General features: G+C 44.3%; 14 protein-coding genes. 4 read left to right on the top strand and 10 right to left on the bottom strand.

Annotation, left to right across the window (positions count from 1 at the left end):
• Nucleotides 1-364: 364 nt before the first annotated feature.
• The 10 genes from tssR to AXF23_RS03220 form a co-directional block, all read right to left on the bottom strand.
• A complete protein-coding gene (gene tssR, locus AXF23_RS03265; protein ID WP_107624281.1) occupies nt 365-2,647 on the bottom strand; it encodes a type VI secretion system protein TssR domain-containing protein in 2,283 nt (760 codons plus the stop codon).
• Entirely contained in the window at nt 2,644-3,618 is a 975-nt protein-coding gene (locus AXF23_RS03260) for a PKD domain-containing protein (RefSeq protein WP_089366243.1), read from the bottom strand. The genes tssR and AXF23_RS03260 overlap by 4 nt, the downstream gene beginning before the upstream one ends.
• 8 nt (nt 3,619-3,626) lie before the next feature.
• Nucleotides 3,627-4,076: a type VI secretion system TssO gene (gene tssO / locus AXF23_RS03255; RefSeq protein WP_009010490.1), complete on the bottom strand. Its 450-nt coding sequence runs from the start codon at nt 4,074-4,076 to the stop codon at nt 3,627-3,629.
• A gap of 16 nt (nt 4,077-4,092) precedes the next feature.
• Nucleotides 4,093-4,575 (bottom strand): type VI secretion system TssO, encoded by a 483-nt coding sequence (gene tssO, locus AXF23_RS03250; RefSeq protein ID WP_107624280.1) that lies wholly within the window; start codon nt 4,573-4,575, stop codon nt 4,093-4,095.
• A 16-nt stretch (nt 4,576-4,591) separates the two neighbouring features.
• The gene (locus AXF23_RS03245; protein WP_107624279.1) at nt 4,592-5,743 is read right to left on the bottom strand and encodes a hypothetical protein; all 1,152 of its coding nucleotides are present in this window, start codon (nt 5,741-5,743) and stop codon (nt 4,592-4,594) included.
• Nucleotides 5,730-6,614, bottom strand: a complete 885-nt coding sequence (locus AXF23_RS03240) for a TssN family type VI secretion system protein (protein ID WP_009010487.1) — start codon at nt 6,612-6,614, stop codon at nt 5,730-5,732. The genes AXF23_RS03245 and AXF23_RS03240 overlap by 14 nt, the downstream gene beginning before the upstream one ends.
• A 59-nt stretch (nt 6,615-6,673) precedes the next feature.
• Entirely contained in the window at nt 6,674-7,609 is a 936-nt protein-coding gene (locus AXF23_RS03235; RefSeq protein ID WP_089366246.1) for a hypothetical protein, read from the bottom strand.
• On the bottom strand, nt 7,594-10,035 hold the full coding sequence (locus AXF23_RS03230; protein ID WP_107624278.1) for an AAA family ATPase: 2,442 nt from the start codon (nt 10,033-10,035) through the stop codon (nt 7,594-7,596). The genes AXF23_RS03235 and AXF23_RS03230 overlap by 16 nt, the downstream gene beginning before the upstream one ends.
• The gene (locus AXF23_RS03225; RefSeq protein WP_107624277.1) at nt 10,032-11,801 is read right to left on the bottom strand and encodes a type VI secretion system baseplate subunit TssF; all 1,770 of its coding nucleotides are present in this window, start codon (nt 11,799-11,801) and stop codon (nt 10,032-10,034) included. The genes AXF23_RS03230 and AXF23_RS03225 overlap by 4 nt, the downstream gene beginning before the upstream one ends.
• 253 nt (nt 11,802-12,054) lie before the next feature.
• Complete coding sequence (locus AXF23_RS03220) at nt 12,055-12,477, bottom strand: GPW/gp25 family protein (protein WP_009010482.1); 423 nt, start codon at nt 12,475-12,477, stop codon at nt 12,055-12,057.
• 1,086 nt (nt 12,478-13,563) lie between these two features.
• Between AXF23_RS03220 and AXF23_RS03215 the strand changes: the two genes are divergently transcribed.
• From AXF23_RS03215 to AXF23_RS03200, 4 genes are all read left to right on the top strand, one after another.
• A complete protein-coding gene (locus tag AXF23_RS03215; protein WP_009010481.1) occupies nt 13,564-14,022 on the top strand; it encodes a hypothetical protein in 459 nt (152 codons plus the stop codon).
• Nucleotides 14,023-14,042: 20 nt separating this feature from the next.
• Nucleotides 14,043-15,431, top strand: a complete 1,389-nt coding sequence (locus AXF23_RS03210) for a DUF5458 family protein (protein ID WP_009010480.1) — start codon at nt 14,043-14,045, stop codon at nt 15,429-15,431.
• Nucleotides 15,432-15,939: 508 nt separating this feature from the next.
• Nucleotides 15,940-17,190 carry a GTPase HflX gene (hflX, locus tag AXF23_RS03205; RefSeq protein ID WP_107624276.1) on the top strand — a complete coding sequence of 417 codons (1,251 nt, stop codon included), beginning with the start codon at nt 15,940-15,942 and terminating at the stop codon, nt 17,188-17,190.
• Nucleotides 17,191-17,299: 109 nt separating this feature from the next.
• Entirely contained in the window at nt 17,300-19,153 is a 1,854-nt protein-coding gene (locus tag AXF23_RS03200) for a DUF4954 family protein (RefSeq protein WP_107624275.1), read from the top strand.
• Nucleotides 19,154-19,192 lie beyond the last annotated feature (39 nt).

Below are 19,192 nucleotides of genomic sequence, written 5' to 3'. Positions count from 1 at the left end.
CCCCTATAAGAAGGATGTAGGCTTTGCGTTGTCCCTTATTAGTATCTACGATAGCTGAAACGCTCTGTGTTCTCTGTATGCCGGAGGCCTTCTGTGGGATCGAAACTGTGCGCCAAAAAGCTCCGTGAACTCTGTGCGCTCTGTGAGAGAAAAAACTCACCAGCGTGAGAGAAAAAACTCTCCACGCCCCATGTAAGCTGCCCAGTAGGGGTAACCTCACATACTAACTACCAGTTGGCCCCTCCCCCTTCCCCTCCCCCGAAGGGAAGGGGAGTAATCACCGAGATACCCATGTGGCTAATCATCAACACCTAACACCCACCATCCAACACCCTTCAGAGGCCTCACCCCAGCCCCTCTCCGACTAAGGAACCTCCTTAATCGGCACAAAGTAATAAGTCTTACCAGCCACAAGGACGGTCCTTAAGCGGCCAGACTTGAAGCGACTCTCAAGATCGACGAGCCTGTCAAGCATCTCCTTATAGGCTGCCTCCCATTTACTCTCATCACATTTCTTACGTGTGATGTCCTTTACTCGTACGATGTTATTCAATACGTCAGAGCTTGGGACACTCAATCGATGATAGAAGACAGACGAGATAGACGACTTATTCTTCAGTACTGTGCGATAAGAAAGACGGTTGACTAAGTCGCTCTGCAGCTTAAAGTTCCTTCTCAACTCAAACAGTTGCTGATTAGAAAGAGAGTCGGCATGGAAATAAGGCATGAGGGCGCGATAGCCTTCAAGGAGGTTTTTCAACTCAACAGCATCAAAGAGATAACCCTCATCGTAGGTTGACAACTCCATAGGAGAGATTAACATCTCCTTGAAATAGAGGTCGTTGATGTTGTTCTTCTCTATGCTCTCAACAGGAACACCAGCATCTTTAGTGGTGTTAACCATCTCTTGTGTTGGGATAGCACGCAGTGCACCGTATTGGTTCTCAGCGTCGGTAGAGACCGCTACCAGTTTCTGGTTGCGCTCATCAATACGTACAAAGAGAGAGTCGAGGACCCTTGCAAAGCCAGTGTTCGTCAGCTCTGTATCAAGACGAGGATAGACGAAACCACCCGTCACAATGCCGTTCTTCGGTGCATCCAATACGAAAGCGTTCTCGCTCTCAGTACTGATATCGGTAAACAAGCCACCCTTCGACCAGTCAGAAGCACATAGATAGTCCTTCGCATAACTCATGTACTCAGAGGTGTTATTGTCTAACAAGGTCTTTGACTGTAGTATGAAGCTCTGGTAAGAAGGCGTCATTCTACCAAGCATCTGCGCTAAGAACAAGGTAGCAGAACGTGTGTACATCTCTGCGTTAATCTCAGAAGTAAACGTAGGGAACTCATCTGTACCCAAGATGATAAACACATTATTCTCGAACTTAGTATAAGGAGTCTCAGAGAATATCTTGTTCATGGCAGCATGGAAACCTGCGCCACCAGAGACAGGGAGCGTGTTGGGTGCTGTTGCATTAGCCAAGAAATCAATCCAACTACCAAAGTCGGATGTCAACGCAAGGTGCTTGTTGCTCTTATCCGACACGGCTGTAGCAGAAAATCTGACCTGACTGGCCTTGCCAAACTTACCCTCCAAGCCCTGTAAGGCATTGAGCAAGTTGCGCACCTGCATGCGGTCTTGACTATAGAATATCAGATGGATATTCATCTTCTTACTGTTCTCAATCAGCTGATCGAGGTCGGCAACCGACACATCCTCACCCTTAGCATTAACCATCATCGACTTCTTTCTGTCCCAAAGAGCGAGTGGCATATTAATAGCAATACGTGGGTCTTCATAGTTGCCCAAGTAGTTGCCGTCAGAAGTGAAGAGCAGGTTAGACCCAAGCTGATAATTGCCAAAGACAGGATAAGGCGAGTCGAGCAGGAAAACACGGTTCTGTCCTACCATCGCAATGAGGTCGGATGGCACCCATCCCAAGACTGTTCGCAAGGAATCAGACAGTGCTGGACGGTCCGCAACAAGTACGGCCTGTCGGCTGACATCATACTTATAAGCATAGACAATTTGCCCATCTACCAGCTTCCCTTTGGTCTTCTCAAGGAAGAAGGGGTCGTTATAGAGATTGAGCGAGTCCTTTGTGAAGAACGTCTTAAGGTCGGACAAGCGTGCAGCCCTTGTAGCACCAACACGATAGCGGAGCGGGAAGTTATTGTCTTTTGACACAAAAGAATGATTGAACTCCAAGACCGCATTCTTGTCAATCCAGCCTACGAAAGGCGACTTCTTAGCATCCTTAAAGTGAGTACGGCCACTGTAAAGGGGTGCAAAGAGTCCCTTAGGCTGTCCAAGTAGCTCTTGGTTGGCTGCTACCACCTTATAATAACCATTCTTCTCACCGATGACATAGAAAGGAGAGCCCATCTTCTGCTCGCTTAACACACGCTGTGCGTAGGGTTCAGCGTATGCTTTATTATGGCTTCTGTCGGAGAGTACGATATGAATATCGTTATTATCACGAACCTGTTGAGCCCCTGCTCCACCTACTGGGTAATTGAAACTGGTATGACCAACGGTCTTCGTCTTGTCATACCGAGCCACTTGAGCAGTGAGACATTGCGGTAAAGCAAGGCAGAAGACAAGTCCAGACAACCCATATAACGTCTTTATAAATCCTTTCTTCATTTTCCTATATTTCTTTGAGTTACTTCTATTTTAGTAATACGATGGAAGTCATCCACCTTAACATCATCTATGCTGACACGACTATAACGGTTACTTTCCAGATAATGAAGGCCTTGACAGTAGTCAGGGAATAGGTTATAGCGTTCGCCATTCACCTGTACAATCACCCTTCCACCATTGCCTCTGAGGTAGGTATCATTGATATAACCCATGTTAGAGCGCACTGCCTCTTGGTCTCTTGCGCCTGCATTGGCTATTGCCTGTAGGCGGCGTTTAATGTCGTTCTGCACCAATGCCAACGTGTCAATAGGTTCTTGCGGTTCAGCCTGTTCCTCTTCTCCCATGTCAGCAGGCACTGCGTCTACCTTATCAAGGATGGTAACAACCTGAGAAACAGGGTAGAGTGTGGTGTTAGTCTTAAGCTTCACGAGGTATTTACCTGGTTTATCATACTTATAAACGACCTGACGTTCGAAGGCGTCAATCGTTCCGCTCTCACCAAACTCCCATAACCAACTTGTCATACCATCGCCATCAGCGGAGAAGACAAGGCTTTCGCCTACGAAACCCTGCTTTGGTCCGACAATCTTAGGGACTGAGTCAACGGCCACGGTGTCCTTTGTGAGCTTGACAACATCAATCGTCTTCTCCTTGACAACCTTACCATCAACCTGCAAGGTGATGAGGTATCGGCCCGCTTGATGATAGGTATAGCTGATATTAGGATTACCAACAATACTATCCCCATTACCCATCTTCCATAGAACTCGCTTATCCACAACGGCAGACGAGTCGTTAACAATGAATTTCAGTGGCTCATTTACTTCCAACTGATTGTTCACATTCTGATCTTGGATATAGAAATCCAGATTCTTGTCTACCGTCCTTGAAGGAAGCAGCAAAGCAATCACAAGCCCCACAATAGCCAAGCCCGAGACGATTGCCAAAATGATTTTTTGTCTTTCAGTCATAATTATATTTATTGAATTTGAGTCTTTAGTTCTTCCAGAATACGCTTTCTATCCTCTTTGGTCTTCGATGCCCAATACAAGTTCTGCTTGATGTCAAAGTAGGCTTGAATGGTCTTGAAGGCCTGCATACAATATAGATACTTCGTATTGTAGGAATGTTGTCTGTAATTGTTCTGTAACTGCGACATCCTGTCCTTTATCTCTCCGATACGTTGCGTCTGCTGAATATCAAAGTTAAGGGAGTCGATATCGGTCTTGAGAGCCTTCATCTGCTCGGCCATCTTTTGTTGATCGGATAAGACAGCCTCAGCGTCATTGATCTCTTGAACCGTGTTCCCTGTCACAGAAACAGGTATAGGCATCACGTACTTACAGACTAATATGTATAACAAAGTCACTGAGAAGAACAGTAACAGCGTGAACTTTATGGTTGACCATATTTTCTCATCTCTTGTCATAATAATCTTCTGTTATTTATCTTTTCTTATTCTTCTTTATATCTTGTGCCCTTTGTATCTGCTCCATGATGTAGTCAAGGTCGCGCTTCTCGTCGAAGAAGGTTGCAGAAACATCTTGCGTCGACTGTAACTGATTGAACAGTACGTTATAGAGGACATAGCTGGTGGTGTCAGCATCAGCCTGATGAATCTCGTCTTGCATCCCCTGCCACTTGCGGGCAATAATCATCTGGTATTGAGCCTGCTCATTGTCCGTACGCTTCTGAGTGTAGAGATTATTCATATCTTTGAAGATCTCGTCCATACGATAGTTGTATCCCGCTTGCTTACGGAAGATGTCATCATAGCGAACCTTCTTCTCGTCTAACAAGCTGATGCCCCTCTCGGCTGTCTTTAACGTACAAATGGCAAACAGAACGAAGAGTAATAGAGTGAAACTAAAGATGAAGATGAAGGAACTCATCGCCTGTCGGCGTTCTTTCTTATTTTTCTCTGTCATTGTGAGTACCTCCTACTTAGTCCCAAACCTTCCATGATTTCCTCTCATTCTCAGACGCTTTACCGTTGTGTTCCTCGCTGATAATGATGTTCTCCTTGATGAGTCCGACGTATTCCAAGTCACTTAACTTCTGGAAGAGGGTGTGGATTACTTTGAGGAAAGCGTATATCAATGAGAATGACTGGCTTATCTCGCCATGGTTATAACTTATATGTGCCACCTTACTGGCATTGTTCATAAATTCAGAAGGACGTATGTTGGTCCACTCATCGAAGTATTGTAAAAGTGTTTCAAAGTCCTTCTCTGGTAATGAACGTAGTGTTGAAAGTAAGAGAGTGGCAAGCTCATTGGCTAAGTGTACGACGTGTATAGGTGCCTTCTCACCTAATATATACTTCAACTCGAAGATATGTCGACCGTAGAAGGCCTTAATCACATCGCATAAAGCAAAGGTATTGTCAGCCAAGACACTACGGTGTGGATTGGTAATGTTCTTTGAATAGACCTTCAAAGCATTATTATGCGTCTCCTCAAGGGTCTTCTCAAAATAAGTCAAGAACTCTGACGCCTTATCAAAGAAGTTCGTTTGCTGAATAGCAGGGATATAGTCTTCATCAACCGCAAAGGTTCCGTTGTCAACAACTATCTTACTTACGATAAGGCTATTACCCTCTAAAAAGGCTTTGTTAAGGTTCTGCTCTGCTACAAGCTGCAGTGTTATCTCTGGCAGAACATACGGATGATGCAGTGGAGTAGTCTCTGGATCAGGTACACCAACAGGCAACATTTTATATGGATTCACCGTTAGCATGACACAAACGACCTGTCGAGTCGATAGGTCAATATCCATATTCTGGAGTGTACCCTCTGGTACAAAGTCACCATAGAGGTCCTTTGTATAGGAGATATGGAAGCCGTTTCTTGTGACTGCATTACATGAGATTAAGCGCACAGTTAAGGTCTTTGCCGTCTCTCCTCGTACGTCTAAGACAACCGAATGGTCAGCTCCCTCCATGCTTTGTCCTAACCCATAATTATAGCTTGTGAGCGTGTCCTCCCTATTTAGTTTCTGCATTTCAACTACGTTATAGTAGGTTTCAAAGAAATGAGAACTATTAATCTTCTGTCCGTTAACCCAGTTAACAGGTAAGTGATCAATCTTCTTCATGCTGTATATCGTTTATGCTTTTTACTCGTTTTATATAGATAACTTGGTTCTTCTTAATCCTATTCTCTGAAGCAGTTCGCCGTGGGTCAAGCATCCTAATGAACAATGGATAGCGGAACCACTTGTTCGTATAGAATATCCAACCACTCTCTGAATTATCCATCGCTATGTCTATCTGTGCCTGTGGGAAGCGTCGGTTTTGGTCTTCTACAAGCCAATCAAACCAGTCACCTAAGGCAATCCCTTCTGCCAAACGTACTGAGAGCGTAGTATAACCATAGTCGCCAATATGCCTCTTAAGCTTTACCTTCACCGTTGTAGCCTTGAAGGTATCAAGCGTATCCCAGTAGTTACGGTTAAAGCCACTATGGTTGATGCGCCATAAGTCATATATTGGAGGTTGGATATTACGGAAGAAACGATAGCTTCTAAATACGAAGTAGGGTATAGAAAACCACCAGACAGCTGTCATAGCCCATGGTGTGTACTCTAATCCATTGCTAATCCAATCAAAGATAAGGTAATATGACCACATACCAAATATCCCTGACAATACCATAACAAGGATTTCCATAGCCATGTCGTCGTTCTTCTTACTGATAAACGTTCGTAGCGCCCACAAGTAGAAGAACCCAAGAACTAAGTAAGCAACAACTGTCAAGAATAGTCCTCCCCATACATACTCATTCCTAAGATACCCCAGAAGGGACGGAATAGCAAGGAAGATAGCCGTTATCAATGAGAAGACAATAATCCTCTTCACGCTCAACTGCTGTCGAACAGACTTCAAGGCACCCATGACAGATACCATGATGATTGCCAAGAGCGGTGCAAGTAAGTACTTTACAAAGAATAATATTAATGGTTTCATTATATGTTGTAAGTTCGTGTCGTAGCCTAAAAGCTATTGTTCTAAGCTAAGTTCTTTTATTATAAGTTCGTATCGTAACCCAAAAAGTTCTGTCCTAAGACAAGTTCTGTATTTGATGTTATTGTATAGATAAGCCTTATGTCTCTTGAAGAAAGGAGGAAGAAAGACAAGATATACCTTACTATCTCCATTTGCTTCTTCAGTCTACTCTCTGTCACACTATCGTGGAAGATAAGCTTCACCTCCACATCGTCTAATTCACAAAGCAACCGTCCATCAAGACCAGAGTCAACTCCTAACACACAGTCGCCCAAGTTCATATAAGGTAAGTCGTCCTCGTAATGATAGACATAACGCATCTGAGCATCTATATCACATACCGTCAAGAGTAGTTCCTCCAGTGCTGAGAGGTTTTCCTTATAGTCCTCCACCTTGCGAAGACACAGGAACAACTTATATCGTTCACCTGCTGTAAGGGGAGCCGACTTGGCAAAGAAGACATTAGTAAAGCTCTTGAAAATGACGTTCTCATACGGTTCATCAAACAACGTCAGCTGTCGTTCGAAGATAGACACACTATCATGGAACATCATTGTATCAAAGGGAGAGAAGAAGTGAACGGCTTGCTCGGCCTTCTTTCTATTCAAACGGATAGCCTCAACGACCTCCTTATTACTCATCCCAGGTGCACTCAGCGAAATAGGATGGAATAGGAACTCTGGCAACTGATGGTAGAAGCCATTGCGAGCGATGTTCAGTATGATTCGATCTCGTAGTTGTCCATCTTTATAAACCTCCTCTTTTTGCAGGTCGATGATGTCTTGCGAGTTCACACGACTATTCATTCCATGGCTCACAACAACCGTCTTATCCAGTAGATTCTCATCTGTAACGAACTGCAACTCAGCATAGAACACCTCTGCGATAAGGTTTCTGGCGTCACTATTACAGAACCTTTCTAAGTCTCTTTCAGATGTTGTTATACGTGATTCCATTGTAGATTGCCATCTTTATAAGTTGCGATAATATGGTCACCGGGCTTGATCATTTCTGATACTATCAGCTTTGAGATAGTCTTCTTTAGGTAGGTTCTTACCACACCAGCGATAGGGCGTGCTCCATACTGTGGTGAGAAGCCCTTTGAAGTGAGGTATGCAATGGTCTCTGGGGCCAAGTCTAACTGTATTTCCTTCTGCTCTAACAGCTGTTTCTGTAGGCGTGAGAACTGTAGAAGGAATATCTGTTGTGCAACCTGTTCGGTAATAGGTGAGAAGGGGACAACCTCCGTCAGACGACCTAAGAACTCTGGTCGGAAGTACTTCGACATCACTTCTATCAATTCGTTAGACGTTGGCTGGTGTCCTTTCTGTATCTGTTCTGCAATCCATTGACTACCAATATTCGACGTGAAGATGATGATTGCGTTAGAGAAGTCGCCTTCTCGTCCGAGCTTATCATGCACCTTTCCTTCATCCATAATCTGTAGGAAGATATCATAAACACTGCTGTGTGCCTTCTCGATCTCGTCGAACAGCACAACAGAGTAGGGTTTCTGGCGTATCTTCGTTACCAGTAAGCCACCCTCTTCATAGCCTACATAACCCGGAGGAGCACCATAGAGCAAAGCAGCAGAGTGTTCTTCCTTAAACTCAGACATATCGAAACGTATCATGGCCGTATCGTCATCGAAAAGAAGGTCGGCCAACGACTTTGTCAGCTCAGTCTTACCTGTTCCCGTAGGACCAAGGAAGAAGAACGAACCAATAGGTTTCTTCGGATCACTCAGTCCGCTTCGTGACTCAATGATAGCGTCAGACAGCGTTCGAATAGCCTTATCTTGTCCTTTGACTCTTTCGTGTAGCTTGGTCTCTATTCCTAACAGTCTATCCTTCTCTTGAGCCTGAATCTTACCGATAGGGATACCCGTATCGTCTGCTACAACCGACTCTATCTCTAACGAACTAACCTTCTCTATGCCTTTCTCTGAGAGCACTGTCAATTCGTTAAGTATCTTTCCAAGCTTATTGAGTTTCTCTTCTGTCGAGTCGTCATCAGTAAGTATATAGTTGTCTTCAACCTTTGAAGTCAAGACAACACTCACCTTATTAAATATAGTATAATAAAGTAGATGTAAATCGAAGTCGCTTACCTCTTCTATTGGCATTGCCTTGTATTTCTCATACTGTTCGACAAGCTGCTCCACAATACCTACCGCATTCTTGTTGCTCAATCGCACTGAAGCGGCCGTACTGTCTATCAAGTCTAATGTTGAGGCTGGTTGACTCTTCTCCTTATAATATCTGTTAGAAAGGTTATAAGCGCTGATGAACGATTCCTCCGTCATAGCCAGACTGTAAAAGGCTTGTAGTGTTGGCCTATGTCTTAACAATGCACTGCGAAGGATGTTAGGCTCAAGTTCTTCTACATTAATGATGTTCAACTTATTAGCGATGGAATGTTTCTCTACATGCTTACGATAGGCATCCATCGAGAGCACCATTAACAACGTGACAGAACCGTCACATATCTGTGCGTCAAGATTGTTGAGAATATAGGTGGCCGTTGTGGGATTGCCACTTTCAAGCAGTAGCTGCAGGTCGTCAATGACCAATACTCCACGGCTCTTAGCCTGGTTCATCTTTTGTAATACAGCTGTCATCTTCTGCGTTACTTCCGTCTCATTGCCCGACTGTGCAAGTACTTTCGACGTATTCAGGCCTACCAACGATGTCTGATTGATTATTTCATCTTGATTGATCTCCATCTCATGGGCAAGAGCCTTTATGATTCCCGTCTTTCCAACACCTGGTGCACCAACAAGGAGGATGCCTTGTCGCTCCGAACGCTCCAGTGTTTCCAAGATAAGACGTATCTCTTTACTGCGCCCGATAATCAACTTACCCTCTTCAAGAAGCTCTGCTCGACGGAGGTCGGACACGTATTGAATAGAACTACCCATATCCATCTCAGAGACAGGCGATAGTGGTGAGGTTGATGCCTCAAAGTATTCCATTATCTCATCTTCGGTCACTCCGATCGATTCTATCTGTTGATGAGAGTAGACAACACCGTCTCTTACGACGGCAGCGAATACACACAAGGCATCAACCGAGTCTGTTCCGAGTTTTATCTTAGACCGTTCGGCCTCGTCGAGCACCGTCTCCACCTCACGGTCAGGGATTATCTCGCCTGCATCATGCTCCACACCGACATACATCTCACGATAGGTTTCAAACCAATCGCTGACATACGCCACCTCTTTCTGCATTGAGTTGAGTATCTCACGCAGACCTGTTTGCTCGGTCAACATGGCTATGACTAAATGAGCTACACCAAATGAGAGGTGCTTATCTTGGTGGGCCATGGCCTTAGCCAACTTTATAGCGGCTACAAGACTGTTGCTGTAATTCTGTGTGTTCATACGAAATAAATCTTATAAGGGGTCTTATCTACAGAGCGTTTGGTCAGTTCTCGCTCTAAGAACAAGGTCATGGACGGTAAGTCGATACCCTCTTCTCTGCCTGAACGAGAGAGGGCTATTCTTATCTCTGTCGTCCTGATGATACCACGACGTACGTCTTTGGAGATAGCAATACCGTCTTTTACATCGACTGACTTTGCTTGTGGACCCAAACAACATAATACGAAGCTCTTTATATCTTCACGTGTTACGATCCTATCCTTCGTTAGTAAGCCATAACGGAGGCGATTGACAATCTCACGTTCGGTGTCGTGTGCATTACCACACTTGGTTGTTGTCTGGAAAGAAAGGCTCTCTGATAGGAAACGTTCGTTCTCTGCTTGATATACTGACGTTCGACTGTCTAAACCGTTAGCCAGGTCGGCATCGGTTATCCAATAGCGCACCTCGGCTTCTGCCGTACGCTTGTAAGGCTGCGTAAAGAGGAACGAACGGGGAATACTCTTGTCCTGAACAAAGTCGAAGACACCCTTTTCTATGTTCTCAATATTATTGTAGAGATTATTCAACTGGTCTGAGAGCGTGTCTATCTGTAGACTTCCAAAAGCACTACCATCCTCATGTATGAGTTGAATAAGCTTATGAATTAATGTGCGCGCATTGTCTGAGTCAAATCTCTCTAAGTTTCCAAAGTATAGGCTATAAGTCCCGACAGGATGCTCGTCATAGCACTGTCCCACGTCTATATACTGATGATTGCCATCGTCTTGGAAGGATTCTATGTTGAGCAAGAAGCGGTTGTCCTCACAAGGGAGGGCTACGATGTTTCCTCTTCGAGTGTAGTCATGTTGCATCGCGACGAGCTTGCGGTTGACCACGGGGTATGTGTTAAGTAGGAATCTTACCTTCGCAAAGTCGACACGATTGAACACCACTGGGAATTTCAACTGTAACCATACTAACTCTTCTTTCTCTTCTCCTTCACTCGTCTCCCACGCTGAGGGGTAAGTAGAGAAGGGGTTTGTCGATAGGAAATGGGAGTTAAGGTCTATCTGGATAAAGTTGTCGGCATAATAACTACTTATCTCATCAAAGTAATGATAGCGTTCGCACTGCTCGAGGGGGAACTCTGGCACCGATACACTTAGTTGTTCGCCCTGCCCGTCATAGACTTCTATGTCGCGCAAGAACGGTGAGAGACTGCCATCTTCGGGTAGGATGCACAAGACAAGACGCTTCGTTGAGCGCAACACGCTTTGTGTCATGTTCAGACCTATCCATACTGTCCCCTCTTCTGAAGGTATCTCTACGTCAGGAATGACCGGCCTGTCCACGCTTCTGTCAGTGTAATAGTTGATCTGTTGGTCGAAGGCTATCGCTCTGATCTTGGCGTTCACCAATGGATAATTGCTTAGAGGAGAGAAGTAAAGTTCGAGCCATCCCTTCTCAAACATCATCTTCCTTGCGTAAAAACAGTCGTTGGTCGTCAGCTGTTTCACCTCATCAAACTTAGGGTCAACACTCATCAAGGCATGAGAAGGAGAAGGGAGCGACCATTTCAAAGGTACCATCAAACGAGCCAAACGGCTTAGGATGTCGGCATCAGAGTCTACTATACTCTGATGGAGACGGCTACTGTTATAAGCTATTACGTCAAGTATGAGATCAATAACAGGGTCTATCTGACTTAAGTCTGTGATGTTCCACAAGTCCATTGCGAACATTCTTAGACGATCCTTTATTATCTGTTGTCTTTTATCTACCATTTTACTATTATCTTACGAACAATGATGTCTATCCTTGTCCACCATCGGTTGACTACATGGGGCCTCATCAGTAAAACACCATGAAGCATCGGAGAAGATTGCCCAACAAGACATGAAAGCGCCCTTTTCAGCATTGCCTATAACAGTCCTAGCCGCATGCAGCATACAACAAGAATACTGTTTCGAGCGTATTATATCGTTTAAGGCTATCAAACGTCCCATTGTCTTATTTCCTCTTCACTGTCAGTCGCCCCTATTGTGATATCGGACTAATATAAAGATGTGTACTGAAATTAAACTGTTGGTCGTTTCTGACGATAAGACCCTTGACCCATAAACGTACACGTTTACGAGCGTTAGGGAACTTACTACGTATGTCTTCCTCTACTTCAGTTAGTTCCACTCTTACTTCAACATCCTTCAAACGAGGCTCATACTTAGTTATGGTGGCTTCAAGTGACTGTCTGACCTTTTCTTCCCAATCCTCGTTCTTTAAGACTTGATTAAATTCTAAGTCCCAAATAACCGATCCGTAATCTTCCCTTCCCTCTACTTCACCACACCGGGAAACAACCAACATCATCAGATGTTGCGCTATTGATTCCTCATAAGAACATCGTTGAATCTGACCATTTAAGGCCCCTGACAAATCCAGCGGCAGTTTTAGATAGTTCATTCTACGCTTTTAATTGTTGTGCAAATATATATTATTTTTAATAGATATAGGTGTTTTTTTTAGGATTTTAATGATTTATAAGTATTTGATTACTAATCCTGTTAGACCTTCTGAACAGCTGCTTTTGTTATAAAACTTTATCTCTCAACACTTTGAATACTTACTACCTTTCTGCAAAGAGAGTATGACTGCAGCTCGTGTTATCATTATTTATCATCTCTGTACACCTTATTATATATAGGGCATCGCTCTATCCTACACTGAACATCGTTCTCTGCTAACGACTCGTCGCGCCTCCCCTCTCACCCTATCCACCTCTCCCATCGCCCATCTCTTCAGTCCTTTCCCCGTTCCCAAAGCCTCATAGAACCACAAAAAAATCATTACATCTTATCAAGCAACTCACCATCAAAACAAGCGTATAATATCCTCTTGCATCGAGCTTGTAACCTACAAGGAATCAACACATTACAGACAGCGTTCGAGAACATGCCCTTCTTGCCTCAAGAAGGGCCTCCTCTTGCCCCAAGAAGGGCATGTTCTCAAACGGAGAAGGGCGTGTTCTCGAACATAGAAGAGCGAAAAAAAATGACAAGAGGATAGGTGGGTAGAGGGGACCTCCCCCAACCCCTCCGAAGGAGGGGAGCCCCAAGCTGCTATGAGAAAACCAATGACGTTTGTAGTTGTGGATGTTTAATTTGATATTACTAACATGTAGACTTTAATACTCAATAGTAAATATCTAACACCCAACAAAGCACACCATCAACACCTAACACTCATCACCTAACACCCCAACTATCAACACCCAACACCCAACAAAACAATCCATCAACACCTAACACTTAACACCCAACACCCAACCCCCACCATCTGTCGCCCATAGTTAAAAAACTCTAAACCCCGTGGGGACCAATAGCTCAATACATGTTCAAAATAAAAACAATCAATAAAATATGATAAAAAAAACGCTTATAAAATTCTTTTCACATTTAAATTACGATATTTTCATGTAAATTTTATAGTTTTGTGCCTGATTATAAACATTCTTGTAAAGGATTAATATAAAACTTAAACATAAAAAACATGGCCATTTACGATTATGGAATTGGTGGTAATGAGGTAAACGTTGACGCTAATGAGTCAATTGCCGACATACCTTCCAACAGAACTTTATTAGTACAGAAATTAACCGACGAGGCTCCTGTAAGTCCTGAAACAGTGTACGGCTTGCAGACTGTAGAGGATGTTTTCGAGCACTTCTCACCATCTGTTAATGTCGAAATGCAGGACGACAACGGCGAGGACGTACTTGAGACGATGCGATTCAAGAACTTAGGCGACTTCAATGCAGATAAGTTAAAGGAGAACAGTGACTTCCTTAGTAAGCTTGATGTTGAAAAGGAACAGAATATAAAGATAGCTCGTCAGCTGTCATCAAACAAAGCCTTGCTGAAAGCCTTGGCTAATCCTGAAACACGACAAGCCATCTTAGACTTGTTACAGAGCTCACTTGACGAGGTTAATAACGCTGATGCTAAATAATCATCTTAATGAATTAGGAAATGGATAATAATAAAATAAAAGCGAAGGAACAGCAGGCTCCTGTTGTAAATAAGTCGACTGTTGCACAACAAAGTACCTCGTCTGCTGCTGCCGCACTTGATAAACTGAAGGAATACGGCGGTTTTACCTTCTTAGAAAATATCATTGACGGATTCTCTAATCTCAACCCTTCACGCAAAGCACGCCGTAACATCTTCCTCTCTGATGCGCAGTGGGAGAACGAACGTAAGGTTCTGGCCAATCGTTTGGAGGTCTGGATCGACCTCTTAAAGTCTGGTCAATCAGCTGAACAGATGAGAGATAAGGCGAAAGAAAGAGCCCTTCACGTTGAGGACTTACTGAATAAGAACCTTAATAAAGTTCTTGCTCGTACACGTGAGTTAGAGACGGCTTATCGCTCAGTGGCCCTCTTCTATCGTAACACGGAGAGTCAGAAGGTGAAGAACATCACGATTGTCAATGCCGAGATGGACCAGTTGACAGACTTGGACAACCCGCTCTTCATCGACTATATCAGTAATGAACTGAAACAGAACTTCGACCGCTTAGACCTGCGTCGTAACTATTCTCTGCTTGTCATCCCAGGCTACTTAGGCTCAAACGCAGTGCTTGACAAATGGGGAAAGATTGCTCATAGCAATAAGGTAATGCTCCTTACTGACTTCCAAGACTTGGAGACTCCGGATGATGTAGTAGACATCTTCTTTAATGCCGACCACTCTGGTGGCGACATCTATAAGTCGAATATCATCATGACTTGTAACTGGCTCTTAGGTAGACAGAAGGTTGTTCAGGTAGGAGAAGAGGACAACCTCTATGTTCCGGGTTCGTCTGCTCTTGCTGGAAAGATATACAGTACACTGATGTCACAGGTCGTTGCTGGTAAGAAGTTCGGCGGTCTGAACGATGTTGAGAGTGTCCATTTCGACTTGAAGAAGAGTGAGATTTCGGAGATTGAACGCATGGGTCTTGTACCGATGGTTAATGAGTATAGCAAGGTGATGGCCTTCTCTGCTAAGACACTCTTCAATGGTGACAACCTTGGATTGCAGACTTACTCAGTTGTTCGAGTGTTCGATTACATCTCTAAGGTGCTCTTCGACTTCCTAAACCGCCGTGCCTTCGAGAACTGGACCACCCGTACTGAGGCCGACTTAAGGAGCCAGATTGTTAAATTCCTTGATAGTATCCAAGGTCCTACACGCTTGATTGAGAAGTTTAGGGTCATCAGAATTGAGCAAGACCCTAATCAGAAGGACCGTGTCTTACTGGACATCCACATCACTCCTTACTTCCCTGCAAAGAGCTTTGTGATACAGTTAGAGGGCCGAAAGGGCGAGGAACCAGAGGAAGCTAACTGGGAAAGCCAGTATAAACAAGATAAATAAGCTATCACTTAACACGTCTTATTAAGTGGAATGAATGCCGTTAACCATCGGTGTTCATTCCACTTTTCTATTTTGAATACTAATGGTTCACGAGGAGGAGGACAAGTTGACGAGTTTACAAGTTGACGAGTGGATGGGTTGACAAGTAGTTGGGTTGATAGAGATAGAGCTTTAGCGGTTTTTACAAGGTCATTGATAAGTCGCTGATTGACTAATGTTTACAAATATATATTGGTCTTACAATCTTCAAAGTGTTACTTTCATTTTGGGTGATAGAGCGTAGGTAAAATAGAAGAAAACGGTTGAAGAAAGAAGAGAAGAATACTACTCGGATACGACAGGTTTGTGAAAACAATCGGACACTTTCGCTTTAAGTGCATAAAAAGGGGCTTATCATTGGCATTTTTCAGAATTTATGAGTAACTTTGCCATGTGGCAGTGTGCACTTACCTAAGCCGTAGAGAATTACACTTCACAACACACAAACAAGTTATAAACGGATTATTGAATGAAAGAATTTATCATATCTGATGTAAAAACAGAAACAGCAGTACTCGTAGGTCTCATCACCAAGGAGCAAAACGAGGATAAAACGAAGGAATATCTTGATGAGTTAGAGTTCCTCGCTGATACTGCTGGGGCGGTTACTGTGAAGCGGTTCACGCAGAGAGTGACGGGTCCAAGTGCTGTCACCTACGTCGGCAAGGGTAAACTGGAGGAGATTAGAGACTATATAAAACTAAAGGACGAGGAGGAGGAGCCTATCGGTATGGTTATCTTCGACGATGAACTGTCGGCAAAACAGATACGTAATATCGAAAAGGAGCTCGGTGTCAAGATATTAGACCGAACCTCGCTCATCCTCGACATATTTGCTATGCGCGCACAGACAGCCAATGCCAAGACGCAGGTGGAGCTGGCGCAGTATCGTTATATGCTGCCTCGCTTGCAACGTCTGTGGACTCACCTCGAACGACAAGGAGGTGGTTCTGGCTCTGGAGGAGGTAAGGGCTCGGTGGGTCTACGTGGTCCGGGTGAGACGCAGTTAGAGATGGACCGACGCATTATCTTGCAACGTATGACCCTTCTAAAGCAACGTCTTGCAGAGATAGACAAGCAGAAGGTGACACAGAGAAAGAACCGTGGTCGTATGATTCGAGTCGCTTTAGTGGGCTATACGAACGTGGGTAAGTCTACTACTATGAACCTTCTGGCTAAGAGTGAGGTGTTTGCAGAGAATAAGCTCTTTGCTACGCTCGACACTACTGTGCGTAAGGTCGTTGTGGATAACCTACCTTTCCTGTTGGCTGACACCGTAGGCTTTATCCGTAAGTTGCCCACTGACTTGGTCGATTCATTCAAGTCTACACTCGATGAGGTGCGGGAAGCCGACCTACTCTTGCATGTTGTGGATATCTCACATCCTGACTTTGAAGAGCAGATACAGGTCGTCAACCAGACACTCAGCGAACTGGGCTGTGCTGACAAACCGTCTATGCTTATCTTCAACAAGATTGACAATTATCATTGGATAGAGAAAGAGGAAGACGACCTCACCCCTGCTACGAAGGAGAATATGACCTTGGACGAACTGAAGAGGACTTGGATGGCCAAAGAACACGACAATTGTCTATTCATTTCGGCTAAGAATAAGGAGAACATCGACGAGTTCAAGGAGGTTCTCTATAAGAAGGTACGTGAGTTACACGTACAGAAATATCCTTATAATGACTTCCTCTACAATATTGAAGAGGAATAATGAGGATAGGCAATAGGCCTAATTGCTCGATAGGGCCTATTGGCCTTATTAGCCCAATAGGCCCTATAAGGCCAATAAGCCTAATAAAAACAACCAAAAGAGATAGTTTATGCAATATCGTTCCCTTACCTTTGAAGAGATAGAAACCCTCGAGAGCAATAGCTGTTGGGCGGAAGATTGGAACCGAGTAAAGGTTGCTGAGGATGGATTTCAAGCCAAGTTCTTCCATAGAGTAATGTTCTATGGAGACATACAGTTGGGTTGTGTGCAGAAAGAAGTTGAGATAACAAAAGGCTTTGTCAAGCATTCTGGTATCAACGATGCGACCCTACGTAATGTAACCGTTGGTAATAACTGCCTGATAGAGAAGGTCGGCAACTATATTAATAACTATACTATTGGGGACGATTGCCTCATCTCTAATATCTCTGTCATGGAGACTACGGAGGGAGCAACATACGGTGAAGGTAACCTTATATCGGTGTTGAACGAGGTAGGAGACGGTAATGTCATCTTCTTCCATGACCTTAATAGCCAGTTCGCAGCCTTTATGGTGAAGCACTTCAACGACAAAGACCTTAAGAATGCCATACGTAGACTGGTCAAGGAGGAGATAGCCCGCACCAATCCTGAGCGTGGTACGATAGGTAACAACGTAAAGATTGTCAACACAAAGGAGATTACCAACACTGTTATTCAGACCGATTGCGAGATATCAGGAGCCAGTCGTCTGAGCGACTGTACCATCCTCAGCTCCGAGTATGCCAGCGTCTACATCGGAACGGGCGTCATCTGCGAGAATTCTATCATCTCTGATGGGTCGAGCATAGTAAATAGTGTGAAGATGCAAGACTGCTTCGTGGGTGAAGCCTGCCAGATAAGCAATGGCTTCACAGCCTCACAGAGCGTCTTCTTCGCCAATTCCTTTATGTCAAACGGTGAGGCCTGCGCTGCCTTCTGTGGCCCGTTTTGTGCCTCACATCACAAGAGTTCACTGCTTATCGGTGGTATGTTCTCTTTCTATAACGCTGGTTCTGGCACCAACTTCTCTAATCATGCGTATAAGATGGGACCCATGCATTGGGGCATCTTAGAGCGTGGCACGAAGACAGCCAGTGGTAGTTATCTGCTTATGCCAGCAACTATCGGTACGTTCTCCGTATGTTTCGGTAAGCTGATGCACCACCCTAACACGACTGCCCTACCTTTCTCTTACCTCATAGCAGAGGCCGACAAGATGTATCTCGTGCCTGGTCGCAACATCACAACAGTTGGTCTTTATCGTGACATACGCAAATGGCCGAAGCGTGACATGCGTCCACAGCAGACACAAAAGAGCATTGTTAACTTCGACTGGCTATCCCCCTACTCTGTTGGAGAGATTTTACAAGGTAAGAAGATACTTGAGAATCTACGTCAGGCAAGTGGTGACAATGTTTCATCTTATAACTATCATGAATACGTCATCAATGCTTCCAGTCTACGAAAAGGTATCAAATATTATGACATCGCACTGCGCATCTACATGGGAGCGGTACTGAAACGAGCACATAAATGGGGCTTCTTTGGTAAGCCACAGACCGAGGTTGGACTCGGACGATGGGATGATCTCTCTGGCCTTCTACTCCCTGTTTCAGAGGAGCGGCGCCTCATCGAGGATGTAAAGAACGGCTGTCTTGAAACGATAGAAGAAGTAGTTAACCGCTTCGAAGAGATTAACGAGAACTATCGCATCTATCAATGGGCATGGACCTATCGCATGATTCTGGAATACTACGGCATCAACGAGATCACTCCAGAGTACGATGCACGTATCAAACAAGACTATATCGAAGCTCGCCGAGCATGGATAGCTGAGATAAAGAAGGATGCCGAGAAGGAATATGAGATGGGTGATGTAGACAGAGAGGTCTTTGAATCATTCGTCCACAGCCTCGACCATGAGGTTGACTTTGAGAATTAGCATTACATTCACTACCTTATTATAATAATAAACAAATAC

Origin of the sequence: Prevotella sp. oral taxon 313 (genome assembly GCF_003043935.1) — a bacterium.
In the GTDB taxonomy this organism is placed as follows: domain Bacteria; phylum Bacteroidota; class Bacteroidia; order Bacteroidales; family Bacteroidaceae; genus Prevotella; species Prevotella jejuni.
This window is presented reverse-complemented; position numbering and strand designations above follow the sequence as displayed.

What these genes read in the sequence shown, in the direction of transcription:
- AXF23_RS03240 (WP_009010487.1), bottom strand. Translation starts at nt 6,614, where the DNA reads ATGAAACCATTAATATTATTCTTTGTAAAGTACTTACTTGCACCGCTC.
- tssO (WP_107624280.1), bottom strand. Translation starts at nt 4,575, where the DNA reads ATGACAGAGAAAAATAAGAAAGAACGCCGACAGGCGATGAGTTCCTTC.
- AXF23_RS03220 (WP_009010482.1), bottom strand. Translation starts at nt 12,477, where the DNA reads ATGAACTATCTAAAACTGCCGCTGGATTTGTCAGGGGCCTTAAATGGT.
- tssO (WP_009010490.1), bottom strand. Translation starts at nt 4,076, where the DNA reads ATGACAAGAGATGAGAAAATATGGTCAACCATAAAGTTCACGCTGTTA.
- hflX (WP_107624276.1), top strand. Translation starts at nt 15,940, where the DNA reads ATGAAAGAATTTATCATATCTGATGTAAAAACAGAAACAGCAGTACTC.
- AXF23_RS03225 (WP_107624277.1), bottom strand. Translation starts at nt 11,801, where the DNA reads ATGGTAGATAAAAGACAACAGATAATAAAGGATCGTCTAAGAATGTTC.
- AXF23_RS03260 (WP_089366243.1), bottom strand. Translation starts at nt 3,618, where the DNA reads ATGACTGAAAGACAAAAAATCATTTTGGCAATCGTCTCGGGCTTGGCT.
- AXF23_RS03235 (WP_089366246.1), bottom strand. Translation starts at nt 7,609, where the DNA reads ATGGAATCACGTATAACAACATCTGAAAGAGACTTAGAAAGGTTCTGT.
- AXF23_RS03245 (WP_107624279.1), bottom strand. Translation starts at nt 5,743, where the DNA reads ATGAAGAAGATTGATCACTTACCTGTTAACTGGGTTAACGGACAGAAG.
- tssR (WP_107624281.1), bottom strand. Translation starts at nt 2,647, where the DNA reads ATGAAGAAAGGATTTATAAAGACGTTATATGGGTTGTCTGGACTTGTC.
- AXF23_RS03215 (WP_009010481.1), top strand. Translation starts at nt 13,564, where the DNA reads ATGGCCATTTACGATTATGGAATTGGTGGTAATGAGGTAAACGTTGAC.
- AXF23_RS03210 (WP_009010480.1), top strand. Translation starts at nt 14,043, where the DNA reads ATGGATAATAATAAAATAAAAGCGAAGGAACAGCAGGCTCCTGTTGTA.
- AXF23_RS03230 (WP_107624278.1), bottom strand. Translation starts at nt 10,035, where the DNA reads ATGAACACACAGAATTACAGCAACAGTCTTGTAGCCGCTATAAAGTTG.
- AXF23_RS03200 (WP_107624275.1), top strand. Translation starts at nt 17,300, where the DNA reads ATGCAATATCGTTCCCTTACCTTTGAAGAGATAGAAACCCTCGAGAGC.